Source organism: Roseateles asaccharophilus (assembly GCF_004362405.1).
Classification (GTDB): Bacteria; Pseudomonadota; Gammaproteobacteria; order Burkholderiales; family Burkholderiaceae_C; genus Kinneretia; species Kinneretia asaccharophila.
The window spans coordinates 115,533-140,296 of record NZ_SNXE01000001.1; the positions used below are offsets into that span (position 1 = coordinate 115,533).

General features: G+C 68.2%; 21 protein-coding genes and 1 riboswitch. Of the genes, 9 read left to right on the forward strand and 12 right to left on the reverse strand.

The features are described from left to right. Positions 1-63 precede the first annotated feature (63 nt). Both DFR39_RS00500 and DFR39_RS00505 read right to left on the reverse strand, forming a co-directional pair. Positions 64-2,082 carry a S9 family peptidase gene (locus DFR39_RS00500; RefSeq protein ID WP_133601577.1) on the reverse strand — a complete coding sequence of 673 codons (2,019 nt, stop codon included), beginning with the start codon at positions 2,080-2,082 and terminating at the stop codon, positions 64-66. A 74-nt stretch (positions 2,083-2,156) separates the two neighbouring features. Then, positions 2,157-4,883 (reverse strand): TonB-dependent receptor plug domain-containing protein, encoded by a 2,727-nt coding sequence (locus DFR39_RS00505; protein WP_162849355.1) that lies wholly within the window; start codon positions 4,881-4,883, stop codon positions 2,157-2,159. 104 nt (positions 4,884-4,987) lie between these two features. Between DFR39_RS00505 and DFR39_RS00510 the strand changes: the two genes are divergently transcribed. Beyond that, a complete protein-coding gene (locus DFR39_RS00510) occupies positions 4,988-5,965 on the forward strand; it encodes a LysR family transcriptional regulator (protein ID WP_133601579.1) in 978 nt (325 codons plus the stop codon). On the opposite strand, the gene gshA is transcribed toward DFR39_RS00510, so the two are convergent. Next, positions 5,956-7,251 (reverse strand): glutamate--cysteine ligase, encoded by a 1,296-nt coding sequence (gene gshA, locus DFR39_RS00515; RefSeq protein ID WP_133601580.1) that lies wholly within the window; start codon positions 7,249-7,251, stop codon positions 5,956-5,958. The genes DFR39_RS00510 and gshA overlap by 10 nt on opposite strands. Before the next feature lie 120 nt (positions 7,252-7,371). On the opposite strand from gshA, the gene DFR39_RS00520 reads away from it, so the two are divergent. After that, a complete protein-coding gene (locus DFR39_RS00520; protein ID WP_133601581.1) occupies positions 7,372-8,493 on the forward strand; it encodes a TraB/GumN family protein in 1,122 nt (373 codons plus the stop codon). Between the two features lie 96 nt (positions 8,494-8,589). On the opposite strand, the gene amt is transcribed toward DFR39_RS00520, so the two are convergent. Genes amt through DFR39_RS00535 form a run of 3 tightly spaced genes read right to left on the reverse strand, consistent with a single transcriptional unit; the run spans position 8,590 to position 11,262 of the window. Next, positions 8,590-10,116 carry an ammonium transporter gene (gene amt, locus DFR39_RS00525; protein ID WP_133602368.1) on the reverse strand — a complete coding sequence of 509 codons (1,527 nt, stop codon included), beginning with the start codon at positions 10,114-10,116 and terminating at the stop codon, positions 8,590-8,592. A 37-nt stretch (positions 10,117-10,153) separates the two neighbouring features. Next, on the reverse strand, positions 10,154-10,492 hold the full coding sequence (gene glnK, locus DFR39_RS00530) for a P-II family nitrogen regulator (RefSeq protein WP_133601582.1): 339 nt from the start codon (positions 10,490-10,492) through the stop codon (positions 10,154-10,156). Between the two features lie 20 nt (positions 10,493-10,512). After that, complete coding sequence (locus tag DFR39_RS00535; RefSeq protein WP_133601583.1) at positions 10,513-11,262, reverse strand: TorF family putative porin; 750 nt, start codon at positions 11,260-11,262, stop codon at positions 10,513-10,515. Positions 11,263-11,550: 288 nt separating this feature from the next. On the opposite strand from DFR39_RS00535, the gene DFR39_RS00540 reads away from it, so the two are divergent. The 4 genes from DFR39_RS00540 to DFR39_RS00555 all read left to right on the forward strand — a co-directional run bounded on the left by DFR39_RS00540 (position 11,551) and on the right by DFR39_RS00555 (position 15,615). Then, positions 11,551-13,062 carry a YifB family Mg chelatase-like AAA ATPase gene (locus DFR39_RS00540; protein WP_133601584.1) on the forward strand — a complete coding sequence of 504 codons (1,512 nt, stop codon included), beginning with the start codon at positions 11,551-11,553 and terminating at the stop codon, positions 13,060-13,062. Between the two features lie 71 nt (positions 13,063-13,133). Next, complete coding sequence (pxpB, locus tag DFR39_RS00545) at positions 13,134-13,868, forward strand: 5-oxoprolinase subunit PxpB (RefSeq protein ID WP_246030631.1); 735 nt, start codon at positions 13,134-13,136, stop codon at positions 13,866-13,868. Continuing rightward, positions 13,865-14,824 (forward strand): 5-oxoprolinase subunit C family protein, encoded by a 960-nt coding sequence (locus DFR39_RS00550; RefSeq protein ID WP_133601586.1) that lies wholly within the window; start codon positions 13,865-13,867, stop codon positions 14,822-14,824. The genes pxpB and DFR39_RS00550 overlap by 4 nt, the downstream gene beginning before the upstream one ends. Continuing rightward, positions 14,821-15,615 (forward strand): LamB/YcsF family protein, encoded by a 795-nt coding sequence (locus tag DFR39_RS00555; RefSeq protein ID WP_419789841.1) that lies wholly within the window; start codon positions 14,821-14,823, stop codon positions 15,613-15,615. Before DFR39_RS00550 ends, DFR39_RS00555 begins: the two co-directional genes overlap by 4 nt. Before the next feature lie 17 nt (positions 15,616-15,632). On the opposite strand, the gene DFR39_RS00560 is transcribed toward DFR39_RS00555, so the two are convergent. Further along, on the reverse strand, positions 15,633-16,349 hold the full coding sequence (locus DFR39_RS00560; protein WP_133601587.1) for a glycine zipper 2TM domain-containing protein: 717 nt from the start codon (positions 16,347-16,349) through the stop codon (positions 15,633-15,635). A 138-nt stretch (positions 16,350-16,487) separates the two neighbouring features. Beyond that, positions 16,488-19,226 (reverse strand): methionine synthase, encoded by a 2,739-nt coding sequence (gene metH, locus DFR39_RS00565; RefSeq protein ID WP_133601588.1) that lies wholly within the window; start codon positions 19,224-19,226, stop codon positions 16,488-16,490. A 63-nt stretch (positions 19,227-19,289) separates the two neighbouring features. Next, positions 19,290-19,376: riboswitch (S-adenosyl-L-homocysteine riboswitch) on the reverse strand. Between the two features lie 87 nt (positions 19,377-19,463). On the opposite strand from metH, the gene DFR39_RS00570 reads away from it, so the two are divergent. Further along, complete coding sequence (locus DFR39_RS00570) at positions 19,464-20,666, forward strand: HD-GYP domain-containing protein (protein ID WP_133601589.1); 1,203 nt, start codon at positions 19,464-19,466, stop codon at positions 20,664-20,666. A 6-nt stretch (positions 20,667-20,672) separates the two neighbouring features. On the opposite strand, the gene DFR39_RS00575 is transcribed toward DFR39_RS00570, so the two are convergent. Further along, a complete protein-coding gene (locus DFR39_RS00575; protein ID WP_133601590.1) occupies positions 20,673-21,734 on the reverse strand; it encodes a homocysteine S-methyltransferase family protein in 1,062 nt (353 codons plus the stop codon). A gap of 36 nt (positions 21,735-21,770) precedes the next feature. On the opposite strand from DFR39_RS00575, the gene DFR39_RS00580 reads away from it, so the two are divergent. Beyond that, positions 21,771-22,166 (forward strand): rhodanese-like domain-containing protein, encoded by a 396-nt coding sequence (locus DFR39_RS00580; protein ID WP_133601591.1) that lies wholly within the window; start codon positions 21,771-21,773, stop codon positions 22,164-22,166. A gap of 89 nt (positions 22,167-22,255) precedes the next feature. Continuing rightward, a complete protein-coding gene (locus DFR39_RS00585) occupies positions 22,256-23,086 on the forward strand; it encodes a prohibitin family protein (RefSeq protein ID WP_133601592.1) in 831 nt (276 codons plus the stop codon). A 37-nt stretch (positions 23,087-23,123) separates the two neighbouring features. Here DFR39_RS00585 and DFR39_RS00590 read toward each other — a convergent pair whose 3' ends face one another. The 3 genes from DFR39_RS00590 to DFR39_RS00600 are packed head-to-tail and all read right to left on the reverse strand — an operon-like array spanning position 23,124 to position 24,717. After that, on the reverse strand, positions 23,124-23,339 hold the full coding sequence (locus tag DFR39_RS00590) for an oxidoreductase-like domain-containing protein (protein WP_133601593.1): 216 nt from the start codon (positions 23,337-23,339) through the stop codon (positions 23,124-23,126). Between the two features lie 41 nt (positions 23,340-23,380). Further along, positions 23,381-24,025: an MSMEG_1061 family FMN-dependent PPOX-type flavoprotein gene (locus DFR39_RS00595; RefSeq protein WP_133601594.1), complete on the reverse strand. Its 645-nt coding sequence runs from the start codon at positions 24,023-24,025 to the stop codon at positions 23,381-23,383. Then, positions 24,025-24,717, reverse strand: a complete 693-nt coding sequence (locus DFR39_RS00600; protein ID WP_133601595.1) for a DUF4197 domain-containing protein — start codon at positions 24,715-24,717, stop codon at positions 24,025-24,027. Before DFR39_RS00600 ends, DFR39_RS00595 begins: the two co-directional genes overlap by 1 nt. Positions 24,718-24,764 lie beyond the last annotated feature (47 nt).

A 24,764-nucleotide genomic window follows, 5' to 3' on the forward strand; every position in this document is an offset into this window, starting at 1 on the left:
ATATCAAAAACCGTATTGTGCTCCCGCTTTTGTGCAGTGCAACAGCCCCAAACAGGCCCGGGATCAGGGGGCGCTCAGGGCTTGCCCCGCCAGCACCCGACGCACGAACTCCAGGGTGGCGCGCTGCAGATACTCGCGGTTGGCGGGCTTGGCAACGCTATGTCCCTCCTCCTCGGCGGTGAGGAACCACAGGGGCGTGCCCTGGGCCTGCAGGGCGGCCGCCATCTGCTGAGCCTCGCCATAGGGCACGCGCGGATCGTTGCGGCCGTGCACGATGAACATGGGCTTGCTCATCTGCTGCACGCGGGACAGGGGGGAGATGCGGGTCAGGAATTCGCGCATGGCCGGGTCGCGCTCGTCACCATACTCGGCGCGGCGGTTGTCGCGCCGGTAGCTTTCTGTGTTCTCCAGAAAGCTCACGAAGTTGGCAATGCCCACGCGGCAGATGCTGCCGGCGATGCGCGGCGCCTCGGCCGCCGCCACGGCCAGGGTCAGATAGCCGCCATAGCTGCCCCCCGCCACGATGACCTTGGCCGCGTCCATATCGGGCCGGCGGGCAATCAGGTCCAGCAGGGCGCTCACATCCCGGGTGGCGTTCTCGCGCAGACGGCCGTTGTCCAGGGCTAGGAAGCGCTTGCCGAAGCCGTCCGAGCCACGCACATTGGGCTGAATAAGGTGCACGCCATGCTCTTCCACCAGCTGGCGCAGGGTGGCCGACAGATAGCCGGGACGTGACTGCGAGGCCGGGCCGCCGTGCAGGCTGATGTAGACAGGCCGCGGGCCGGTGAAACGCGCCGGCGGCGGCGTGTGCAGGCCCGTGATCTCCAGCCCGTCAAAGCTCTTCCAGCGCAGCAGCTCGGTGCGCAGGGGCTGGTTCTTCTCGTCCGCGCCGGACCAGGCTTGCAGGCGCTGGTCGCGCGCATCCCAGCTGTAGAGCTGGCCGGGGCTCTGGGTCCAGACATGGGAGAAGCCCAGCACCGGGTAACGCGGATGCCAGCGCGGATTGCGCAGCACGCCGGCCGGCAGCTCCGTCGCAATGCGGCGCGGCGCCGCGGCCGCGTCGCGGCCCTCGTACAGCCACAGGGCGGAGAGTCCCGCCTCATTGCTCACCAGGGCCAGGGGCTGTTGCAGGCCGGGGGCCGGCACGGCCACGGCCTCCAGATCGCCGCCCAGGGCCCGGGCCAGCAGGGGCTCGCGCGCGCCGCTGTCCAGGGAGGTGCGCACCAGATGACGGAAGTCGCCCTGCAGGGCCAGGCGGCTCCACAGAAACTCCTCATCGGCCTCCTCCTGCGAATCGATCTGGCGCGCCGCGCCCAAGGCCTGGGGCGCCGCGCCATCCAGCGTGTAGCGCAGCAGCTGACTCTGCTTGCCCTGGCTGCGCAGCACGGTGATGGCGCCGCCGGGGCTGACGCGCAGATCGCCGAAGCGCCCGCCTTCCACCTCGCCCAGGCGGCGGGTGCTGGCCGGATTCAGCGGGTCCACCCACTGCAGCCAGCTGCGCGCGCGCCGCTCGCCGCCCTGCCCCTGGGCCTGGCGGTCCAGCTGCTCCAGCAGATAGACCAAGCCCTGACCTTGCGGCAGGAAGGCAAAGCCATTGACCCGCGCGCCGGCGGGCGTGAGCGCCACGCCCTCCCCGGCCGGGCCGCTGGCGTCCAGACGGTAGAGCCTGAAGGCCTCGTCCCCACCCTGATCGCGGCTGAAGACCAGATAGCGCCCCTGCTCGGGTTCCCAGCGCGCATCGTCCACCGGATCGGCACCGCGGCTCAGGAGCTCGAGCCGGCCGCCCGCCTGCGCCAGGCGGTGCAGCTGCATCAGGCCTTGATGGCGGGCCAGCACCAGCATCTCCAGCTGCTGCGGATGCCAGTCCACGAAGCGCAGGGCCGGCGCCTCATAGACCGGTGCCGCGCGGGGTGCGGTGGGCAGGGGCGGGATGCCTTGTGTGAGGAGGCCAGCTACGGGCTGTTCAACGGGGACCGAGGGCCGGGAGGGACCCGTGCTGGAGCAGGCGCTCAGCAGGCTCAGGCCCAGGGCCAGCACGGAAGTCAGGCCTGACTGGATCAGGGATCGATTCGGTTTGGACATGCGCAAGACTCCAGAAGCACAAAACAAGACGGGGGCCGAAGCCCCCGTCACACGGGTCGCTAACCCGCCTCAGCTCAGTACTTGTACTTGGCGGAGAAGCTGAAGTAGCGTCCGCGACCGCTGTGGTACTGGTTGTTGAAGCTGGTGGTTTCCAAGGCGTCGTAATTGGCCTTGCGATCCAGAACGTTGTCGATGTTCAGGCTCAGGTTCAGGTTCTTGAAGCCCTTGTAGCCCACACCCAAGTCAACGGTGTTCCAGCGCGCAATGCCACAAAGCTCCGGGTTGCCACCGTCGGTGTAGCGCTTGCAGACGCTGGAAGTGACGCTGGTATTGCGCATCGGATCCACATGATTGAGCTTGCCGCTCAGGCGCCAGTCACCACCGCTCCACTTGGCCGACACACTGCCCCGGTTGGTCGGCGTGTCCTCGTCACCGCGGTCACTCGTCAAAGGATCGTCAGGCAGGGATGCGGAATCACGGCGAGTCAGGGTGGTCGTCTGCAGGCCAAGCTCCATGACACCCATGGTTTCCGGCAGCGGCAGACGGACACGCCCGTCGATGTCGAAGCCGGCCACGATGGTGCGATTGAGGTTGCGGAACTGGCGGACCACATAGTCGATCGGGCCGGAGTTCGGCACACCAGGCAGCCAGGTGCTCGGATCCGGGTTGCGCACGATACCGCCAGGGAAGGCGGTCGGATTGCGCAACACATCGGCCACGCTGGGGCGATTCACCTCGTTGCGACGGTCGTAATAGAAGCCATCGATCGCCAGGTTCACGTAGCGGCTGGGCTCAAGCAGCAGGCCCAGGGTGAAGCTCTTGGAGGTTTCCGGGCGCAGCTCCTTGTTGGCCAGGATCGCGGCCGGGATGCTGCGCGAGGAGGAGCAGTCGGCTGTCGCCTTCGTCACCGGGCAGCGCAGCGGATCCTCTGGATTGCTGCTGTTGCTGAACGATGCAACGTTGCCGGCATTGATCTGCGAGAGCGCCGGGGCGCGGAACGCGGTCGCATAGGTGCTGCGAATCGCGGCCGCCTTGCCCAGCTGGTACTTGGCGCCCAGCTTGCCGGTTGTGGCCGAACCAAAGTCCTGGTAGTTCTCGGCGCGCAGGGCGACTTGCGTCTCCAGCTGCTTCAGCAGCGGGAGCTGGAGCTCGACATAGGCCGCGCCGGAGTTGCGGCTACCCGAGGCCGAGGCAGAGCCGCGGCCGATGAAGCCACCACTCGCCAAGAGCGCGTCCGGTTGCACCGACATGCTCTCCTTGCGCAGTTCGGCGCCGGTGCCCAGCGCGGCCATGCCACCAGGCAGCTGGAACAGTTCGCGCGTTGCCCGCACATCCACCGAGGTGTAGCGGCTCACGCCTTCCGTCAACACATCGTCAACCAGGTCATTGATGGCTTGCGCCGAATTCGTTTGCCCATTGAAGCGATAGCTGCGTGTGGCAATCGCGTTCTTCAGGCCCTGCACCGTCAGCTGGTTGGTCACGCGCTGATCCAGCGTCTGGTAGTGATGCAACACCGCCGTTTCAATATCCCAGGCGCCGACGGTTGTGCTGACGCCGGCCAGGAATCGAGCGTTCCGGGTTTCAGAAATGTCCTGCGACTGGATGTCGGCAAAGCGGTAGCGCATGCCGATGGTCGTGTTGAAGGGATTGTCGGGATGGCCGACCGGCAGGCGCAGGCCGTCGAAGACCTGCAGCTTGGCATCCGCATTGGCCCAGACGGTCCGGGACTCGGTGCGGGTCGGATTGGCGCGGCCGTAGACGCTCTTGGTGGAGGACAGCATCAGCTCGCCGAAGACCTGCGTCGTATCGTTGACGGCGTAGCTGGCGCGCAGCAAGCTGCCCACGCGATCTTGGGCACCGACGCGTTGCGCGTTCGGATCATTTTCGGTGTCAAAGCGGCATTCGCCGGCTCGCCAAAAGGAGGCGGTTGTCCACAGCGGTACCGCGGTCGACAGGCCCTTGCCGATGATGTTGGCATCGGGGCAACCAGACCCGGCTTGGCGGAACGTACCCGAGCCGCTGCCAGAGAGGGTGTAGTAGTTGCCAGTCGGCACACTGGTCGAGCTGGGGGTGAAGCTGCCCTCATAACGTCCGTACAGATCGGCTTGGACATCGTCACGAGTATCGGCCGTGCGCACAGGCTTGCGGGAATTGAAGTCCAAGGTTGCCACGAGGTTCAGGCCCTTGGCGAGTGATTCACCAAAGCCGTAAGCCAGCGACGCGCGGTCGACACGGTGTTTGCCGTCATCGTTGAACGCCGTACCAGCGTCAATGGCCAAACCGTCGAAGTCCTTGCGCAGGATGATGTTGACGACACCGGCGATGGCATCGGAGCCATAGGTTGCCGAGGCGCCATCCTTCAGAATCTCGATGCGATCGACCGCAGCCATCGGGATCGCGTTCAGGTTGTAAATGGTGGAACGGCCGGTGTTCGGGTCTGCCGTCGGGGCTGCGCCAAGGCGCCGCCCGTTCAGCAAGGTGAGGGTGGCTGCAGAGCCCAGGCCACGCAGGCCAATGGAGGCGGTACCGCTGTTGAATGAATTGCTCGCCGTGTCGTTCAGCGAGCCCGCCCCGACGGCGGGGTTTTGCCGCAGGAATTCGTCAACAGTCGTCACACCGGACTCCTCGATTTCCCTGCGCGAGATGACCTGCACAGGCGAGGGTGTTTCGGCGCTGATGCGCTTGATCATCGATCCCGTGACCTCAACACGGTTCAGGGTGTTGCTGCCTGTGGTCTGGGCTTGGGCCTGCAGGGCCACCATCATGGCGGCCAGGGCGATCAGGGAATGACGAGGGGTCATCGGACGGTCCTGTATCTGGTGAGTGGGAAGGAGGTAGCTCCACACCCTAGGGATTGGGCAGGCACAATCCATGACACTTTCTTTACAAAGCTTTTCCTGAAGTTATGCCTCCAGAAGAAGAGGTCACACCCGAGCAGGTGGAGGCCTTTGTGATGCAGCGCCTGAGCCTGCGCCAGCTGCGCATGCTGCTGGCCCTGTCCAAGGCGGGTTCCCTGAGTGCTGCGGCCGATGCCCTGCATGTGACCCAACCCGCCATCAGCAAGTCCCTGGGCGAGGTGGAACGAGCCTTAGGGAAAACCCTGTTTCTGCGCCGCGGCCGCAGCATTCGTGCCACACCGCTGGGCGCGCAGATGGTGCGGCTGGCCCAGCGCATGGAACAGCTGCTGCGCCGCGGCAGCGAGGAAGCCGCGGCCCTGATGCGCGGTGCCAGCGGGGAGCTGCTGATCGGCGCGACCAATGCGGCCCTCAACCCCCTGCTCTTTGACACCATCGCCCGCATGAAGGAAGAGCTGCCGCAGCTGAGCCTGGCGGTTCGCACCCATGCGCTGAGCGGCATGTTCGAGGACCTGCGCCAGGGCCGGCTGGATCTGGTGGTGGCCCGTCAGGTGGGTGACGCGCCCCCGGAGCTGCGCGCCCACAGCGTGATGCCGGTGCAGGAGCGGGTGGTGATCAGCAGCGTGCATCCGCTGGCCCGTGAGCGGCGGCTGAGCTGGGAGACGCTCAACGAGCAGGCCTGGATCTGGCCCCTGCCGGGCACGCGCTCGCGCGTGCGGCGCGACCGCTTCTGGCACCAGCTCGGCCTGCCCCTGCCCAGCAATGTGCTGCAGACCGACGATCTGATGCTGACCCTGGGCCTGCTGCAGCGCATGCCCCTGGTCGCCATCATGCCCTCACCCATCGCGCGCTCGGCCGCCCTCTCGGGCGCCGTGCGCCTGCTGCCGCTGGACCTGGATCTGGGCCTGGGCGGACTGTGCGCCTGGCAGGCCGAGGAGATGAGCAACCCCTTTGTGGATCGCTTCATCGAACTGCTCCGGCAGCAGGGGGGACTGGCCGCGGAGCAGGGCCCGCTCAGTCAGGCATAGACCTCGGCATCGGGATCGGTGGCCTCCAGCTCATAGCTGGCGGCCAGCATGGCCAGACGCGCGATCACGCCGTACATATAGAAGCGGTTGGGCGCGCTGGCGCCGGGCTTGGCACCGGGTCGCGGCAGCTGGGTGGACTCGGCAAAGGCCAGGGGCACATAGCTGGAGCCGGGGGCATTGAGGTTCTCGTCCACGCCGCGCTCGGCGTGCACGCGGTAGAAGCCGCCCACCACATAGCGGTCCATCATGTAGACCACCGGCTCGGCCACGGCCTCGTTGACGCGCTCATAGGTGGCCACGCCCTCCTGGATCAGCACCGCGTTCACCGGCTGGCCGTCCGGCAGACGGCAGGCCTGATCGCCCCGCTTGAGGCCCAGGGTCTCCAGATCCTTGGCATCCCGCACCGTGGTGATGCAGCGGCCCTGGCTGCCGGTGTCGGCCTTGACGATCACGAAAGGCTTTTCGTTGATGCCGTATTCCTTGTACTTGCGGCGCACCTTGGTCAAAAGCGCATCGGTCTGCGTCTGCAAGGCGTCCAGCCCCTCGCCGCTGGCGAAGTCCAGGCCGTCCAGATGGCTGAACATGGGGTTGATCAGCCAGGGGTCCATGCCCATGAGCTTGGCAAACTTCTTGGCCACCTCTTCATAGGCCTTGAAATGCTGGTGCTTGCGCCGCAGGGCCCAGCCCGCATGCAGGGGCGGCAGCAGGTATTGCTCATGCAGGTTCTGAAGCACCGCGGGAATGCCGGCCGACAGATCGTCGTTGAGCAGGATGGTGCAGGGATCGAAGTCCTTGAGTCCGAGGCGACCGCGCGTGCGCTGCAGGGGCTCCAGGGTCAGGCTGCCGCCATCGGCCAGGGCCAGCTGGGTGGGCCCGGTGATGGCCGGGTCCAGGCTGCCCAGGCGCACATTCAGGCCGGCCTGGTTGAAGATGCGCACCAGGGTGGCGATATTGGCCAGGTAGAAGGTATTGCGGGTGTGAGCCTCGGGCACCAGCAGCAGGTTCTTGGCCTCGGGGCAGATCTTCTCGATCGCCGCCATGGCGGCTTGCACTGCCAAAGGCAGGGTCTCGGGATTGAGATTGTTGAAGCCACCCGGGAAGAGATTGGTGTCCACCGGCGCGAGCTTGAAGCCCGCATTGCGGATGTCCACCGAGCTGTAGAAGGGCGGCGTGTGCTCCATCCACTCCAGGCGGAACCAGCGCTCGATCGCCGGCATGGATTCGAGGATGCGCTGTTCCAGCTCGTTGATGGGGCCGTTCAGTGCGGTGATCAGGTGGGGAACCATGGGCGATTGCCGCCCGGAACGGGCAGTTGGAAGCAAGTGGAAACCATTCTAGGAGCAAGCTGGGGGCGCTTGCTGCGTACGCAAGGCCTCACCCGCTCTGCCAGGGCTTAGAGTCCGGCTATGCCTCAACGTCCGTCCTCCTTGCCGCCATCACGCCGCCTGCCCCTGGCCCTGCTGCTGTGCGGCGCCCTGTTCCTGCTGCAGCAGCAGCCGGCCGCGGCCGCACCCAGCGGCACGAACAGCAAGACCGCCAAGAACTCAAAAAGCCCCAAGAGCACCCAGCAGGCCAAGCCCGCCAAGCCCAAGGCCAAGACCACAGCCAAGGCCAAAGCCGGCCAGGCCCGCAAGCAGGCGCTTGCCGCACCGGTCGAGACCTGCCCCCCCGCGGCCAAGCCTCCCAGCCCCGAGGCCTTGCAAGCCGCCCAGGCGCGTGCCAGCGACCGTGGCCTGCTCTGGCGCCTGAGCAAGGACGGCCGCCAGGCCTATCTCTACGGCAGCATTCATGTCGGCAAGCTGGACTGGGCCATTCCCGGCCCCAAGCTGGCCGCGGCCCTGCAGGACAGCGATATGCTGGCGCTGGAGCTGGACCCTGCCGATCCGGCCGTGCAGCAGCAGATGAGCGCGGGGCTGAGCCTGCGCCGTCTGGAGCCCGACGCCCCCTTGCGCCAGCGCCTGGACCGCCATGAGGCCAAGGCCTGCCTGCCCAAGGGCAGCCTGGCCACCATTCCCCATCCGCTGATGCAGGCCTTCACCCTGACCCTGGTGGAGGCACGCCGGGAGGGCCTGGATCCGGCCTATGCCCAGGAGCAGGTGCTCAGCGGCATGGCGCACAGCGTGCAGCGTCCCGTGGTCTCGCTGGAGACGGTGGAGCTGCAGCTGGACGCCCTGCTGCCGCGCGAGCCCGCCGAGGCCATGGAGGCCACCTCGGAGCTGCTGGACCTGCTGGAGCAGGGCAAGGCGCGCCCGGTGCTCAAGCGCCTGGCCGAGGCCTGGGAACGCAGCGATCTGGACACGCTGGCGAACTATGAGCAATGGTGCGAGTGCGCGCGCAACGCCGCCGAGCGGGCCCAGCTGCAGCGCCTGAACGACGCGCGCAACCCGCATCTGGCCGAGCGCATCGACGCGCTGATCCAGGCCGGCCACCGCCCCTTTGCCGCCGTGGGCGCCCTGCACATGACCGGCCCCCAGGCCCTGCCCCGCCTGCTGGAACAACGCGGCTACCAGCTCGAACGCCTGCAGTAGACGGGCGCCGCACACCCAGCGCCAAGAAGAAAGGCCGCCCCGAGGGGCGGCCTTGTGCCATCTGCGCGGCGCCCGGCAGCGGGCGCCGCAGCGGCATCACTTGTGATACGCGGTCTCGCCGTGCGAGGTGATGTCCAGGCCCTCGCGCTCGGCTTCTTCCGAGACACGCAGACCGATCACCATGTCCACGATCTTGTAGGCGATCAGGGACACCACACCCGACCAGACGATGGTCAGCAGCACGCCCTTGGCCTGCACCCAGACCTGGCTGGCGATGGAGTAGGCATCGGGGGCGATCATGCCAACCGTGACCCAGTCGGCCACGGCGCTGGGGCCGCCCAGATTGGGCGAGTTGAACACGCCGGTCAGCAGGGCGCCGACGATGCCGCCCACGCCGTGCACGCCGAACACATCCAGGGAGTCGTCCGCACCCAGCAGCTTCTTCAGGCCGGTCACGCCCCAGAGGCAGGCGAAGCCGGCGATGAAGCCGATGATCAGACCGCCACCCAGGCCCACATTGCCGGCGGCCGGGGTGATGGCCACCAGACCGGCCACGGCACCCGAAGCGGCGCCCAGCATGGAGGCCTTGCCCTTGAGCAGGGCCTCGCCGATGCACCAGGCCAGCACGGCGGCGGCGGTGGCCACCAGGGTGTTGGCGAAAGCCAGGGCGGCGAAGCCGTTGGCTTCCAGGGCCGAGCCGGCATTGAAGCCGAACCAGCCCACCCACAGCAGGGAAGCGCCCACCATGGTCAGGGTCAGGCTGTGCGGGGTGAAGGCTTCCTTGCCGTAGCCGATGCGCTTGCCCACCATATAGGCGCCCACCAGACCCGCGACAGCGGCGTTGATATGCACCACGGTGCCGCCGGCGAAGTCCAGCGCGCCCCACTGCCAGATCAGGCCGGCCTTGCTGGTCATCTCTTCCGCCACGGCGGCGGAGCTGTAGGCATCCGGGCCCATCCAGAACCAGACCATATGGGCGATGGGGATGTAGCTGAAGGTGAACCAGATGGCCACGAAGAGCAGCACGGCGCCGAACTTGATGCGCTCGGCAAAGGCCCCCACGATCAGGCAGGCGGTGATGCCGGCAAAGGTGGCCTGGAATGCCGCGAACACGATCTCGGGGATGTAGACGCCCTTGCTGAAGGTCGCCGCATTGGCGAAGGTGCCGGCCGCGTTGTCCCAGACGCCCTTGAGCAGCACCCGGTCAAAGCCGCCGATGAAGGCATTGCCCTCGGTGAAGGCCAGGCTGTAGCCGTACAGCACCCACAGCACCACGACCATGGAGAAGGCCACCGTGACCTGCATCAGCACCGACAGCATGTTCTTGCTGCGCACCAGGCCACCGTAGAAGAGGGCCAGGCCCGGCACGGTCATCAGGATGACCAGCAGGGTGGACACCATCATCCAGGCGGTGTCGCCCTTGTTGGGCACGGGGGCCGGAGCGGCAGCCTCGGAGGCTGCGGCGGCAGGGGCCGAGGCGGCGGCCTCGGCTGCAGCGGCCACCAGGGCCGAGGCGGCCGATGCGGCTTCGGCCACGGCGGGTGCCGAGGCCGCCGCGTCTTGGGCCCAGACCGGCGCACACGCCGCCGCTGCCAGGGCCAGGCAGGCAAATAGCTTCTTCAACATGAAGGAATCTCCGGGAAATTGGGGGCGACTGCGCTCAGAGGGCGTCCTGACCGGTCTCGCCGGTGCGGATGCGGATCACCTGGTCCAGGGGCGAGACAAAGATCTTGCCGTCACCGATCTTGCCGGTGCGGGCTGCACCCTCGATGGCCTCGATGACCTGCTCGACCACATCGTCGGCCACCGCGGCCTCGATCTTGACCTTGGGCAGGAAGTCCACCACGTACTCGGCGCCGCGGTACAGCTCGGTATGGCCCTTCTGGCGGCCAAAGCCCTTGACCTCGGTGACGGTCAGGCCCTGCACGCCGATGGCGCTGAGGGCTTCGCGCACCTCGTCAAGCTTGAAGGGCTTGATGACGGCGGTGATCAGTTTCATGACTCTCTCCTCGCGGGGTCTTAGAAGTTGTACTTGAGCGCCACGACCAGGGCGCTCTTGCCCAAGAACTTGCTGCTATTGGCATTGGTGCCGGGCACATAGAAGCCCTTGTCGGCATCCGTGCCGACCAGGGCCACGCTGGGCACCAGGCCGCTGAAGTCCTTGGACAGGGTCAGCGAATAGTCGGTGTAGGAGGCGGCGCCACCCACCGGGCCCTTGATCTTCTGATGGCCCAGATGCGGCGCCAGCATCCAGCCATCGGCCAGCTCGAAGCTGGCGCTCAGATCCAGATAGCCGCTGTTCTTGCTGTCGGCGTTGCCGAAGGTGTTGGTCACCGCGTGCGAGTACTTGGCCGTCACGGGGCCGTAGCTCAGGGCGGCATACAGCTCGGTGGTGTTGGCGCTGGGATTGAGCTTGTTGCTGGGATAGACATAGCTCAGCAGGCCCAGGTCCAGGGTCAGGCCCTTGGAGATCTCGGTCTTGTAGCCGCCATAGAGGTCCAGCTCGTAACCGGCATCGCCGCCGGGAATGTCCTTGATCCACTTGATGGTGGAACCCCAGGCGCCCAGGTAGAAGCCGCTGGCGTGGGCATAGTCCAGGCCGCCCTGCAGCGCGGGCTTGAGGCGCGACTGCGAGATGCCGCGGTAGCGGTAGTCCGAGGTCAGGCTGGCATTGAAGCTCAGCGTGCTGCTGGCTTCCTGAGCCTGGGCAGGCAGCGCGGCAGCCAGTGCGAGGGTGCTGCAGATCAGCGCGGCGGTCATCGACTTCATCACGGGACTCCTGAAAGTTTTTGGGGAGGATGGGACGAGTTCTTCCCCTGCATCGCAGCTTCCGTGCCAGCCTGGCGATGCCCGAAATTCCTCCAACAGGGCACATCGAAGCTCAGGGCAAACACGGAGGCCGCGCGAAACTGCACCAACTTGGATCGAGGGCGGCGTGGCATCAGCTTGGTGCATGCCCCGAATCCGTGCACCTGCGCCGGCGCGCGCGCTGCACAATCGGCTTCACAGGCCCGCCCGCAGCCTCAGCGCGGAAGCGGGCCGGGGAGGTGGCAAGCAATGTCCCTGGCCGTTATCCACAGCCGTGCCCTGGATGGGCTCAGCGCCGCGCCGGTGAGCGTGGAGGTGCACCTCGCGAATGGCCTGCCCAGCTTCACCCTGGTGGGCCTGGCCGAGACCGAGGTCAAGGAGGCCCGCGAGCGTGTGCGCGCCGCGCTGCAGAACAGCGGTCTGGAGTTTCCCCACAACAAGCGCATCACCATCAGCCTGGCCCCGGCCGATCTGCCCAAGGAAGGCGGTCGCTTTGATCTGCCCATCGCCCTGGGCCTGCTGGCCGCCAGCGGCCAGATCGAGGCCGAGCGCCTGGAGGGTCTGGAGTGCGCGGGCGAGCTCTCCCTGGCCGGTGAGCTGCGCCCGGTGCGCGGGGCCCTGGCCATGGGCCTGGCCATCAAGCACGCCGGTCTGGCACGCCGCCTGCTGCTGCCGCCGGACAGCGCGGCCGAAGCCGCCCTGGTGCGGGACCTGCCCGTCTACAGCGCCAAGCATCTGCTGGACATCGTGGCCGCACTGGTGCCCGGCGGTGAGCATGCGCTTACCCCCGTCGGTGCGGCAGCGGCGGCAGCGCCCACTCTTGGCGGCCCGGACCTGCGCGAGATCCGCGGCCAGGCCGGCCCCAAGCGGGCCCTGGAGATCGCGGCGGCGGGCGGCCTGAGCCTCTTGCTCAGCGGCCCGCCGGGCACGGGCAAGTCCATGCTGGCCCAGCGCCTGCCCGGCCTGCTGCCGCCGCTGAGCGAGGAAGAGGCCTTGGAATCCGCCGCCGTGCTGAGCCTGGCCGGCGAGTTCCACCCCGCCGCCTGGGGGCAGCGCCCCTTTCGCGCCCCGCACCACAGCGCCTCCAGCGTGGCCCTGGTGGGTGGGGGCTCGCCGCCGCGGCCCGGCGAGATCTCCCTGGCCCAGCATGGGGTGCTGTTCCTGGACGAGTTGCCCGAATACCCCCGCAGCGCCCTGGAGGCCCTGCGCGAGCCCATGGAAAACGGTCGCATCCTGATTGCCCGGGCCGCGCGCCGGGTGGAGTTTCCGGCGCGATTTCAGCTGGTGGCGGCCATGAACCCCTGCCCTTGCGGCTATCTGGGCCACCCCAGCCGCGAGTGCCGCTGCACCCCCGACCAGGTGGCGCGCTACCAGGGTCGGCTCAGCGGCCCCTTCATGGACCGGCTGGACCTGCTGGTGGAGGTGCCGGCCCTGCCGCCCCAGGTGCTGGCCGCCGCGCCGGACGGCGAGCCCAGCGCCACGGTGGCCGCCCGCGTGGCACGAGCACGCACGCTGGCCCTGAACCGCCAGGGCTGCTGCAACGCAAGGCTGGAGGGGGCGGCCCTGGAGCAGCAGGCACGCCCCGAGCCCGCCGCCCTGGCCCTGCTGCAGCAGGCGGCCCAGCGCCTGGCCTGGTCAGCGCGTGCCTACCACCGCGTCTTGCGGGTGGCGCGCAGCGTGGCCGATCTGGCGGGCAGCCCCGGCATCGAGCCGGCCGCCATGGCCGAAGCGGTGCAGCTGCGCCGCGGCCTGCGGACCTGAGCAGGGCAGCCATAATTTCGTGTCGGTGGCGCCCCTGCCTGCCTTGACGAGAACACTGCCTGCGACGCCTTGTGCCGAACCCTCCCACCGATTCCGAGTTCATAGAGCCCGTTGGCGACCGCTGCCTGCTGATACGCCTGGGCACCGAGGTGGACCCGGCCGCCAGCGCGCGCGTGCATGCCCTGGTGCGGCGCCTGCGCGAGCAGCCCATCGCCGGGGTGCGCGATGTGGTGCCGGCCTTCACCACCGTGGCCCTGCACTACCGGCCGGAATGCTTCGGCACCAGCCCATTCGCCGCCCTGCGCGAGCAGCTGCTGGAACGCCTGAGCAGGCCCCTGGATGCCGCGGCCGACAGCGGCCGCGTGGTCGAGGTGCCGGTCTGCTACGGCACGACCGACAAGGACTACGGCCCCGATCTGGCCGAGGTGGCTCAGCGCTGTGGCCTGAGCCCTGCCGAGGTCGTCGAACGCCACCTGGCCAGCGCCCACCGTGTCTATATGCTGGGCTTCGCCCCCGGCTTCCCCTTCATCGGCGGCCTGGACCCGACGCTCTCCATGCCACGCCGCGCCCAGCCGCGCACCCGCATCCCGCCGGGCTCGGTGGCCATCGCCCGCGAGCAGACCTGCATCTACCCGCTGGAAACGCCGGGCGGCTGGAATCTGATCGGCCGCACGCCCCTGCGCCTCTTCGACCCCGCCGCCTCAGCGCCCTGTCGCCTGGCGCCCGGGGACACGATCCGCTTTACGGCGATCGACCAGGCCGACTATCTGGCCCTGTTGGCCGAGCAGCAAGGGCCCCGCCCATGAAGATCGAAGTGCTCAAGCCCGGGGCCCAGACCCAGGCCCAGGATCTGGGCCGCTACGGCTACCAAGGCCTGGGCGTGCCTGTGAGCGGGGTGATGGACGAGTGGTCGCACCGCCTGGCCAATCTGCTGGCCGGCAATAGCGGCGATGAAGCCACGCTGGAGATCGTGCTCACCGGCCCCACCCTGCGCTTCGAGGCCGCGACCCGCATCGCAATCTGCGGCGCCGATCTCTCGGCCCGCCTGGACGGCCGGCGCCTGCGGCCCGACCGCGCCGTGGACGTGCCGGCCGGCGGCGTGCTGGAGTTCGGCGCCTGCGAGGCCGGGCTGCGCGCCTACCTGGCCGTGCGTGGCGGCTTGGCCATCACGCCCCTGATGGGCAGCCGCAGCAGCTATGTGCGCGGCGGCTTTGGCGGCTTTGCGGGCCGCGCCCTGCGCAAGGGCGATGTGCTGCTGGCGCCGGACGCGAGCGGCCGCCCCACGCCGCGCGGCCCCGGGGTGCGCCCCATCCTGCCCAGCAGCGTGCCCCGCGAGCCGCGAGGCCAGGCCGTTCCCCTGCGCGTGATGCCGGGCGAGCATTGGGCGCTGTTCACACCGGCCGCGCGCGAAGCCTTGCTGCAGGCGGAGTTCCGTATCACCGCCCAGTCGGACCGCATGGGCTACCGCCTGGAGGGCCCGCCCCTGGCGCGCAGCACGCCGGGCGAGCTGGTCTCGGAAGCCATGAGCTTCGGCACCATCCAGGTGCCCAACGATGGCCAGCCCATCGTGCTGATGGCCGAGCGCCATGGCACTGGCGGCTATCCCAAGATCGCCCATGTCATCAGCGTGGACCTGCCGCGCCTGGCCCAGCTGGGCCCGCAGCAGACCCTACGCTTCCAAGCCGTGACGCTGGAGACGGCGCAGGCACTTTATCTGCAGCGCGAGCAGCTGCTCGCCACCCTGAGGGATGCCCTGCTATGAGCAGCACACCGGATCTGAACTGCCTGGATCTGAATTGCCTGGATTTGAATTGCGATATGGGCGAAGGCTTCGGCGCCTACGCCATGGGCAATGACATCGCCATCCTGGACCATGTGAGCTCCGCCAACATCGCCTGCGGCTTCCATGCCGGCGACCCGCCCACCATGCGCCGCATCGTCGGCGCGGCCCTGAGCAAGGGCGTGGCCGTCGGGGCGCATCCGGGCCTGCCCGACCTGCAGGGCTTTGGCCGGCGCGAGATGAAGATCACACCCGCCGAGGCCTATGCCATGGTGGTCTATCAGGTGGGCGCCCTGGCGGGCTTTGTGCAGGCCGCGGGCGGCCGGCTCAACCATGTGAAGCCGCATGGCGCGCTCTACAACATGGCGGTCAAGGACCGCGCGCTCTCCGAGGCCATCGCCGAGGCGGTGCGCGACTTTGACCCCGGCCTGGTCTATTTCGGCCTGGCCGGCAGCGTGATGATCGAAACCGCCCAAGCCCTGGGCCTGCGCGTGGCCGGCGAGGTCTTTGCCGACCGCAGCTACCAGGACGACGGCAGCCTCACGCCGCGCAGCCAGGCCGGCGCCATGATCGAGGACGAGGACCAGTCCCTGGCCCAGGTGCGCCAGATGCTGGGCGGCAGCGTCACCGCCCAGAGCGGCAAGACCGTGGCCCTGCGGGCCGACACCCTGTGCCTGCATGGCGACCAGGCCGGCGCCCTGGACTTCGCGCGCCGCATCCGTGCCGCGCTCAGCGCGGACGGCGTGCAGCTGCGCGCGCCGCAGCGCGGCTAGACCCGGGGCTCCATGGCTCAGTAGCGGCGCAGCTCGCCCTCGCGCATCACGGCCACATCGCCCACCACCAGGCCGGGGTCGCTGGCCTGCTCATGGCTGAGGGTGCGGCCGTCTTCGCGCTCCAGCTTGACAATCCAGACCCGCTGGGTCTTCTGGCGCTTCTCGATCTCATTGCCCGCATAGCCGCCGGCCACGGCACCGCCGATCGTAGCCAGCTTCTTGCCACTGCCACCACCGACCTGGCTGCCCAACAGACCACCGATCACGGCGCCGCCGATCACCCCCAGGCCCGAGCCCTCGCCCTGCCGCTCCTCGCTGCGCACCCCGATGACGCGCATGCAATCGGCGCAGAGCGCGGGCTTGGCCACCGGCTTCTCGACAGCCTTGTCCGGGCCCTTGTCGGCCACTGCATCCACACGCTTCTCGACGGGCTTTTCCGTGACCACGGGTTTGGGTGCCGCCACAGCGGGTTTGACGCTGGGGGTGCTGACGACCGGCTTCACAGCCTCGGGCTTGGCACTGGCCTCGGCAGGCTGAGCGCGCTTCTCGGCCGAAGCCGCCTCGGCCACCAGCGGGGCCGGCGCAGCAGCTTCCGCCCCTGGTGCGGCGCTGCTGTTCGGGGCCGCAGGCGCCTGCGGGCCGCTGGAGCGGCCCACGGCATAGGCCCCGGCCAGCAGGGCGCCGGCCACGGCGACCACGGCAATGGTCTGGCTGGAGTTGAGGGACAGGTTCATCGCGATCCTCCTTGTTGTTCATGCATGCCCCGTGGCGTCACACCGGGCCTGAGAACTTAACGCCTGACGAGGCGTCACGCCGACCTGTCTTTGTAAGCGCTTGTGCCCGGCCTGTCCATCGGCGGCCGGGCCAGCGGCTCAACCCAGCAGGGGCGCGAGCGCGCGCTGGGCCTCGCGCTCATCCAGGGCCATGCGGGCGGCCCAGTCCTGCAGCTGGTCCTCGCCGATGCGGCCCACATTGAAGTAGCTGGCCTCGGGGTGCGAGAAATAGAAGCCGCTGACGCTGGCCGCCGGGGTCATGGCCATGGCCTCGGTGAGGCCCATGCCGATCTCGGCCGGGTTCAGGGCCTGGAAAAGATCGCGCTTGACCAGATGATCCGGGCAGGCCGGGTAGCCGGGTGCGGGGCGGATGCCGCGGTAGGCTTCAGCAATCAGGGCATCGTTGTCCAGACTCTCATCCGGCGCATAGGCCCAGAACTCCTGGCGCACGCGCTGGTGCAGGCGCTCGGCAAAGGCCTCGGCCAGGCGGTCGGCCAGGGCCTTGAGCATGATGGCGGAGTAGTCGTCATGCTCGGCCTCGAACTGGGCCTCCTTCTTGTCCACCCCGATGCCGGCGGTGACGGCGAAGAGGCCGATGTAGTCCGGCACCGTGCCCTTGGGCGCGATGTAGTCGGCCAGGGCGCGGTTGGGGCGCTTGACCCCGTCCACCACCGGGCGCTCCGACTGCATGCGCAGGCCGCGCCACGTCATCAGCACCTCGCTGCGCGACTCGTCGGTGTAGATCTCGATATCGTCATCATTGACCTGGGCGGCCGGGTAGAGGCCGAACACGCCATTGGCCTGCAGCCAGCGGCCTTCGATGAGGCGCTGCAGCATGCGCTTGCCGTCGCTGAACACGCGCTGGGCTTCGGTGCCCACGATCTCGTCCTTGAGGATGGCCGGGAAGGGGCCGGCCAGGTCCCAGGTCTGGAAGAAGGGGCCCCAGTCGATGGCCTGGGCCAGGTCGGCCAGATCGTAGTTGCGGAAGACGCGGCGGCCGATGAACTTGGGCACCGGCGGCCGGTAGCCGGCCCAGTCCAGCTGCAGCTTGTTGGCCCGGGCCTGGGCCAGGCTCACCAGGGGCGTCTGCTTCTTGCTGGCGTGCAACTCGCGCACCTTCTGGTAGTCGGCCTTGAGCTCGTCGATGAAGCGGGTGGCACGCTCGTCCGAAAGCAGCTCGGTGCACACGCCCACCGAGCGCGAGGCGTCGGGCACATAGACCACCGGGCCCTCGTAATGCGGGCTGATCTTGACGGCCGTGTGCACCCGGCTGGTGGTGGCGCCGCCGATCAGCAGCGGGATCTTCTTCATGCGGAAGTAGTCGTCGCGCTGCATCTCGGCGGCCACATGCTGCATTTCCTCGAGGCTGGGCGTGATCAGGCCGGAAAGGCCGATGATGTCGGCCCCCTCCACCTTGGCCTTGGCCAGGATGTCCTGGCAAGGCACCATCACGCCCATATTCACCACCTCGTAGTTGTTGCACTGCAGGACCACGGTGACGATGTTCTTGCCGATGTCGTGCACATCGCCCTTGACGGTGGCGATCACGATCTTGCCCTTGGGCTTCACATCGCCGCCGGCCGCGGCCAGCTGGCGCTTCTCTTCCTCGATATAGGGCACGAGGTGGGCCACGGCGCTCTTCATCACGCGCGCGCTCTTGACCACCTGGGGCAGGAACATCTTGCCCTGACCGAAGAGGTCGCCCACCACATTCATGCCGGCCATCAGCGGGCCTTCGATCACATGCAGGGGACGGCCGCCACCGGCCTTGATGGCTGCCCAAGCTTCCTCGGTGTCTTCAACGATGAAGTCGGTGATGCCGTGCACCAGGGCATGGGAGAGGCGCGCGTTCACGTCGCCGGCACGCCAGGCCAGGCGGGCCGACTCGTCCTTGCCCGCGCTCTTGGCGCGGTCGGCAATCTCGATCAGGCGTTCACCGGCGTCGGGGCGGCGGTTGAGCACCACGTCTTCCACGCGCTCGCGCAGCTCCGGGTCGAGGTCGTCGTACACGCCCACCATGCCGGCGTTGACGATGCCCATGTCCATGCCGGCCTTGATGGCGTGGTACAGGAAGACGGTGTGTATGGCTTCGCGCACCGGCTCGTTGCCGCGGAAGCTGAAGGACACATTGGAGACGCCGCCCGAGACCTTGGCGCCTGGCAGGTTCTGCTTGATCCAGCGCGTGGCCTCGATGAAGTCCACGGCGTAGTTGTCATGCTCCTCGATGCCGGTGGCGATCGCGAAGATATTGGGGTCGAAGATGATGTCCTCGGGCGGGAAGCCCACCTCGTCCACCAGCATGCGGTAGGCGCGCTCGCAGATCTCGATCTTGCGCTGGAAGGTGTCGGCCTGGCCGGTCTCGTCGAAGGCCATCACCACGGTGGCCGCGCCATAGCGCTTGAGCAGCTTGGCCTGGCGCTTGAACTCGGCCTCGCCTTCCTTGAGCGAGATGGAGTTGACGATGCCCTTGCCCTGGATGCACTTGAGCCCGGCCTCGATCACCTCCCACTTGGAGCTGTCGATCATGATGGGCACGCGGGCGATCTCGGGCTCGCTGGCGATCAGGTTCAGGAAGCGCACCATGGCGGCCTTGCTGTCCAGCATGGCCTCGTCCATATTGATGTCGATGACCTGGGCGCCGTTCTCCACCTGCTGGCGCGCCACGGCCAGGGCCTCCTCGAACTGGCCCGCCAGGATCATGCGGGCAAAGGCCTTGGAGCCGGTCACATTGGTGCGCTCGCCGATATTGACGAAGAGCGAATCCGCGCCGATGAGCACCGGTTCCAGCCCGGAAAGCTTCATCGGGGGCGGAGTCTGGGCGGTGGTGCTGGCGGTCATGGCGGCCTCGGTATCACGAAGGAAATGGGGCCGCGAACTCACCGCGGCCACGGACGGTGCGTGGATCGGTGAGCGTCGTTGCGTGGGCCGGTGGATCACCGCCCCTGTTCCGAGCCTGGCGGATCAACCGTCGCAACGCTCCTCGGACCGTGTGCGATTTTACGCGCAAGCCCGGCGCCCACCCTCAAGCCCATGGCCCGCGGGACGACAATCCGTGCAGAACAAGAGCGAGACACCGTGGACCTGATTCCCCTGCCCCCCCAAAGCCTGCGCGTCGGCCAAGTGCTGGAGTTCTCCATCCGCGACGCGGAGGGCAAGCTCTTGATCGCCCGCGGTCAGCGCCTGGAAGACAGCCCCAAGGTGCGCGCCCTGATCGAGCTGGGCGCCTTTGTGATGGCCGAGGAAACCCGCGAGTACCAGCGGGCCATGGCCCACAAGGCCGACACCCTGATGCTGCGCGGCGCCACCCTGGGCGAGATCTCGCGGGTGCGCAGCGACTTCAGCGCCCGCAGCGAGCGCGGCCAGGCCCAGGCCCCCACCGACGAGCGGGCCGCCTGGGCCGATCTGCTGGCGCACAGCCACGGGCTGCTGCGCGATCCCCGCGCCGAGGACTTTCTGCCGCGCTTCGAGACCCTGATCCAGGAGATGCTGCGCCGCGTGCGCCAGCATACGGATGCCACCCTGATGCTGCTGATCCAGGAGGCCAGCCAGGAACACCAGCACTACAGCGCGCGCCACGGCCTGCTCTGCCTGTGCGTGGCCGAGCTCTGCGCCCGGCAGCTGGGCTGGCCCGAGGAGCAGCGCCTGGTGCTGGCCCGCGCCGCCCTGAGCATGAACATCGCCATCAGCAGCCTGCAGGACAAGCTGGCCGCCCAGCAGGAGCGCCCGGACGAGGCCCAGCGCGCCCTGCTCAGCGGCCATGGCGACCGCAGTGCCGAGCTGCTCCAGCAGCTCGGCGTGGGTGATGCGCTCTGGCTGCAGGTGGTGCGCCTGCACCACGAGGCGGGCCCCGGCCCGCTGGAAGGGCGCAGCCCGGCCGAGCAGATGGCTCGCGTGCTCAAGCGGGTGGACATCTATGGCGCACGGCTCTCGCCGCGCCGCAGCCGCGCGGCCTTGTCGGCGGCCCAGGCCGCGCGAGCGGCCTATCTGGACGAGCTGCAGCAGCCGGACGCGCCCGGATCGGCCCTGATCAAGTCGGTGGGCCTCTATCCTCCGGGCAGCCTGGTGCGCCTGGCTAACGGCGAGCAGGGTGTGGTGGCGCGCCGCGGCCACAGCGCCAACGAGCCCCTGGTCGCGGCCCTGCTGGGCCGCAGCGGCAACCCGCTGAGCGAGCCGGTGCTACGAGACACCCGCCTGGCCAGTCAGGCCATCGCCGCCAGCCTGGCGCCGCACGAGCTCAAGCTGCGTCTGAATCTGGACAAGCTGCTCAAGCTCTACTGAGCGCGCTCAGTCCTGAACCAGCTCCGTGAAGAAGCGCTGGCCGCTGGCCCGCGGCTTGTAGGCGGAAACGCTCTGCGCAATGGCAGCGATATGCGCCGGCGTGGTGCCGCAGCAGCCGCCCGCGATGTTCAGGAAGCCGGCGGCGGCAAACTCACCCACCAGGCGACCGGTCACGTCCGGCGTCTCGTCAAAGCCGGTATCGCTCATCGGGTTGGGCAGGCCGGCATTGGGGTAGCAGCTCACCGCCACCTCGCCCGCCGCCTTGGCCAGCTCCTCGATATAGGGCCGCATCAGGGTGGCGCCCAGGGCACAGTTCAGGCCGATGGCCAGGGGCTTGGCATGGCGCACCGAGTGCCAGAAGGCCGTCACGGTCTGGCCCGAGAGGATGCGGCCCGAGGCGTCGGTGACGGTGCCGGAGATGATGACCGGCAGGCGCTCACCGGTGTCGTCCATCAGCTCGTCCAGGGCGAAGATCGCGGCCTTGGCATTGAGCGTGTCGAAGATGGTCTCCACCAGGAACAGGTCCACCCCCCCCTCCAGCAGGCCCTTGGCCTGCTCGTAGTAGGCGGCGCGCAGGGTGTCGAAATCGATATTGCGGGCGCCGGGGTCGTTCACATCGGGGCTGATGCTGGCGGTGCGCGGCGTGGGGCCGAGGGCGCCGGCGGCAAAGCGCGGCTTGTCGGGCGTGCTGTACTTGTCGCAGGCGGCGCGGGCCAGACGGGCGGCGGCCACATTCATCTCGTAGGCGAACTCACCCAGCTCATAGTCCTCCTGCGCCACCGAGGTGGTGCCAAAGGTATTGGTCTCGATGATGTCGGCCCCGGCGGCCAGGTACTGCTCATGGATCTCGGTGATGACCTCGGGCTTGGTCAGCACCAGCAGATCGTTATTGCCCTTGAGGTCCTTGTGATGCGCGGCGAAGCGCTCGCCCCGGTAATCGGCCTCGCCCAGCTTGTAGCGCTGGATCATGGTGCCCATGGCGCCGTCGAGGATGGCAATGCGTTGTTGCAGAATGGCGGGCAACTGGGCGCCGCGCGTGTAAGCGGCCGGGGTGGAGGCAGAACTCATGCCGCCATTCTAGGCAAGGCGTCAATACCCCCTTCCATGAAGCACCTGCTCCCCAAAGAGGCCCACGCCTATCTGCAAGCCCACCCCGAGGCCCTGCTCATCGACATCCGCATGGAGCTGGAATACCTCTATGTGGGCCACCCGCCCGGCGCCATCCACGTGGCCTGGTACGAGTATCCGGAGATGCACCCCGACCCCGAGCGCTTCGTCAACCAGGTGCGGCGCGAGGTGGGTGGGGCGATCGACCGCCCCCTGCTGCTGCTGTGCCGCTCCGGCACCCGCACCCTGCCGGCCGGCGCGGCCCTGGAGGCCGCGGGCTTCAGCGAGGTGATCAATATCGTGCACGGCTTCGAGGGCGACCCCGACGAGCACTTCCATCGCAACACGCTCAACGGCTGGCGTTTTGAGGGGCTGCCGTGGGAACAGATGTAGCCCGCCTTCGCTGATGGCCTTCACACTTTGGTGCCATAGGCACAGCAGACCCAAGCTGTTAGCGTGTGCTTCTCTTTACTGAGGAGCCTATGAAAACCTCCGCTCTGTCCTGGATCGCCAAGGTCGCCGCCGCCCTTTTCGCGCTGTACATCGTCTTCAGCTTGCTGAATCCGATTCGCATCGTGCAGTCGGGCACCCGAGGCGTGATCACCACCTTCGGCAAGGTCGATCCCGAGCCGCTGGGCGAAGGCATCCACTTTGTCGTGCCCCTGGTAAACCGGGTGCACATGATCGATGTGCGCCTGCAGAAGAACGAGGGCAAGGGCGTGGCGGCGTCGCGAGACCTGCAGCAGGTCTCGGTCTCTGCCGCCTTGAACTGGCGCCTGGACCCCGCCCTGGTGGCCCAGACCTTTCAGAACATCGGCAACGAGCATGCGGTGGCCTTGCGCGTGATCGAGCCGGCAGCTCAGGAGGCCACCAAGGCCATCGCAGCCCAATACACGGCCGAGGAGCTGGTGACCAAACGCACCGAGGTGAGCGGCAAGATCCGCGACGCGCTTGAGCAGCGCCTGCGCCGCCATGGTGTGATCGTCGACTCTCTGGCCGCCGTGAACTACGACTTCAGCGCCGTGTTCGACAAGGCCATCGAGGCCAAGGTCGAGGCCGAGCAGAAGAAGCTCACCGCCGAACGCGATCTGGAGCGCATCAAGGTGGAGGCCGAGCAGGCCCTGGCCAAGGCGCGCGGCGAGGCCGAATCGCTCAAGGCCAAACGCCTGGAGATCACCCCGGACCTGCTGCGCCTCAAGCAGTTGGAAAACGAGGCCGAGGCCATCAAGAAGTGGAACGGCCAGCTGCCGCAGTACACGGGCGCCGGCACACCCTTCGTGCAGCTCAATGGGGCTGGGAGCAGCAGCAAGTAAGACATCCTGCCAGCAGCGCGGGAAGATAGGGCCGCGCTCAGTCTTCTAAGCGCAGCAGACACTCATCCCGCCAGTAGCCCATCTCGGCGTAAAAAGTCTCCCACACGCAGGCGGCCTCGCAGCCGCTGTCGCAGCAGTTGTCGGGCTCCTCGGGCGGCGGGCTGAGCGCCACGCCGCGCTGGGCGGCGAGGGCCTGCAGTTCACGGCGCAGGCGCAGGGCGCCGGCGCGATCGCTAATGGGACCATCAAACATGGCCGGCATTGGACCAGAAAGCCAGCGCCCGTGAGACCGGCTCAATACATGGTACGGGCCTGGCGCGCCTCCAGCTCGGCGTCATAGGCCGCGCCATCCACACGCGGGCTCAGGGCCTGCAGGATGGCACCGGTGGACGGCAGGCTGGTGCGCTCGATGCGGCTGGCCGGGTCCCACAGGCCCGAGCGCTTGATGGCGCGCGCGCACTGGAAAAAGACCCGCTTCACCTCGACCACCAGCACCGAACGTGGCAGCTTGCCCTCGAACTCGAAGCGAACCAGCAGGTCCGGCGCCGCGCTGATGCGCCCCAGGCCCTGCACCCGCAAGGCCTCGCCGATGCCGGGAATCAGAAAGAGCAGGGCCAGCTCGGGGTCGTGCAGCACATTGCGCAGGCTGTCGATGCGGTTGTTGCCGCGGCGATCGGGCAGCAGCAGGGTGTGGGCATCGGCCACCTCAACCAGGCGGCCCGCGGGGTCGCCACGCGGAGAGGTGTCCAGGCCGCGCGGGCTGCGCGTGGCCAGCACGCAAAAGGGCGCGGCCTCGATGAAGGGGCGGTAGAGGGGGTGCACATGGTCGCACTCCTTGTCCAGCGTGGCCGGCGCCTCGGGCGCCGGATAGACGGCGCGCAGCTTGTCCAGGCTGTCCAGGTCGTGGCGGCGGTCCAGCCATGGCGCGAACTCGCTCATCAACGGCCCCCAAAGACCTTCTTGAGGATGGCGCTGCCGCTGGCCACCGGGTCCTGGCGGATTTTCTTCTCTTCCTCGCCAATCACCAGGTAGAGCCCATCCAGGGCCCGGCCGGTGACGTACTGCTGGATATTTGCGTCCTCACCGCGCACCAGGCCCAGGCCGGCGGCCTTGCCGGCCACGGCGTTGTACTTGTCGGCCAGGGCCACGCGCTCCGTCGCGCGGCTCACGATGGGCAGGAACTTGGCCGATAGCGGCGTGCGGGTCTTGCTCTCGAAGAAGCGGGTGGCGGCATCGTCGCCGCCGCGCAGGATCTGCAAGCCGTCTTCCACACTCATGCTCTTGACCGCGTTCACCAGCAGCGCGCGGGCCTCGGGCACGGCCGCCTCGGCCGCCCGGTTCATGGCGGTGATCAGCTCGTCCACGCGCCGCCCCTGGCCGGTGGCCTTGAGCAGCTTGGCCGCATCCTTGAGGTAGCCCGGCAATTCGATGCGCACGCGCGGATTGGCCAGGAAACCGTCATTGCGCCCCAGCAGGCTCACGGCCGCCACGGCCCCCTGCTCCAGCGCCGTGCGTATGCCCACGGCGGCATCGCTCTCACTCAGGGCCAGGGCGGGCCGGGCCCCCAGGCCCAGCAAGAACAGGCCGCTGCAGGCCTGCTGCAGAAATTGGCGTCGCGCTACGGTATCCATGGCGGGGCATCCTCCTTGTGGTCTGCCCAGCATAGCAAGCCGCCGCT

Excerpts from the sequence above, each read along its gene's own strand:
- DFR39_RS00500 (WP_133601577.1), bottom strand. The coding sequence starts at position 2,082 with ATGTCCAAACCGAATCGATCCCTGATCCAGTCAGGCCTGACTTCCGTG.
- DFR39_RS00505 (WP_162849355.1), bottom strand. The coding sequence starts at position 4,883 with ATGACCCCTCGTCATTCCCTGATCGCCCTGGCCGCCATGATGGTGGCC.
- DFR39_RS00510 (WP_133601579.1), top strand. The coding sequence starts at position 4,988 with ATGCCTCCAGAAGAAGAGGTCACACCCGAGCAGGTGGAGGCCTTTGTG.
- gshA (WP_133601580.1), bottom strand. The coding sequence starts at position 7,251 with ATGGTTCCCCACCTGATCACCGCACTGAACGGCCCCATCAACGAGCTG.
- DFR39_RS00520 (WP_133601581.1), top strand. The coding sequence starts at position 7,372 with ATGCCTCAACGTCCGTCCTCCTTGCCGCCATCACGCCGCCTGCCCCTG.
- glnK (WP_133601582.1), bottom strand. The coding sequence starts at position 10,492 with ATGAAACTGATCACCGCCGTCATCAAGCCCTTCAAGCTTGACGAGGTG.
- DFR39_RS00535 (WP_133601583.1), bottom strand. The coding sequence starts at position 11,262 with ATGAAGTCGATGACCGCCGCGCTGATCTGCAGCACCCTCGCACTGGCT.
- DFR39_RS00540 (WP_133601584.1), top strand. The coding sequence starts at position 11,551 with ATGTCCCTGGCCGTTATCCACAGCCGTGCCCTGGATGGGCTCAGCGCC.
- DFR39_RS00550 (WP_133601586.1), top strand. The coding sequence starts at position 13,865 with ATGAAGATCGAAGTGCTCAAGCCCGGGGCCCAGACCCAGGCCCAGGAT.
- DFR39_RS00555 (WP_419789841.1), top strand. The coding sequence starts at position 14,821 with ATGAGCAGCACACCGGATCTGAACTGCCTGGATCTGAATTGCCTGGAT.
- DFR39_RS00560 (WP_133601587.1), bottom strand. The coding sequence starts at position 16,349 with ATGAACCTGTCCCTCAACTCCAGCCAGACCATTGCCGTGGTCGCCGTG.
- metH (WP_133601588.1), bottom strand. The coding sequence starts at position 19,226 with ATGACCGCCAGCACCACCGCCCAGACTCCGCCCCCGATGAAGCTTTCC.
- DFR39_RS00575 (WP_133601590.1), bottom strand. The coding sequence starts at position 21,734 with ATGAGTTCTGCCTCCACCCCGGCCGCTTACACGCGCGGCGCCCAGTTG.
- DFR39_RS00580 (WP_133601591.1), top strand. The coding sequence starts at position 21,771 with ATGAAGCACCTGCTCCCCAAAGAGGCCCACGCCTATCTGCAAGCCCAC.
- DFR39_RS00585 (WP_133601592.1), top strand. The coding sequence starts at position 22,256 with ATGAAAACCTCCGCTCTGTCCTGGATCGCCAAGGTCGCCGCCGCCCTT.
- DFR39_RS00590 (WP_133601593.1), bottom strand. The coding sequence starts at position 23,339 with ATGTTTGATGGTCCCATTAGCGATCGCGCCGGCGCCCTGCGCCTGCGC.
- DFR39_RS00595 (WP_133601594.1), bottom strand. The coding sequence starts at position 24,025 with ATGAGCGAGTTCGCGCCATGGCTGGACCGCCGCCACGACCTGGACAGC.
- DFR39_RS00600 (WP_133601595.1), bottom strand. The coding sequence starts at position 24,717 with ATGGATACCGTAGCGCGACGCCAATTTCTGCAGCAGGCCTGCAGCGGC.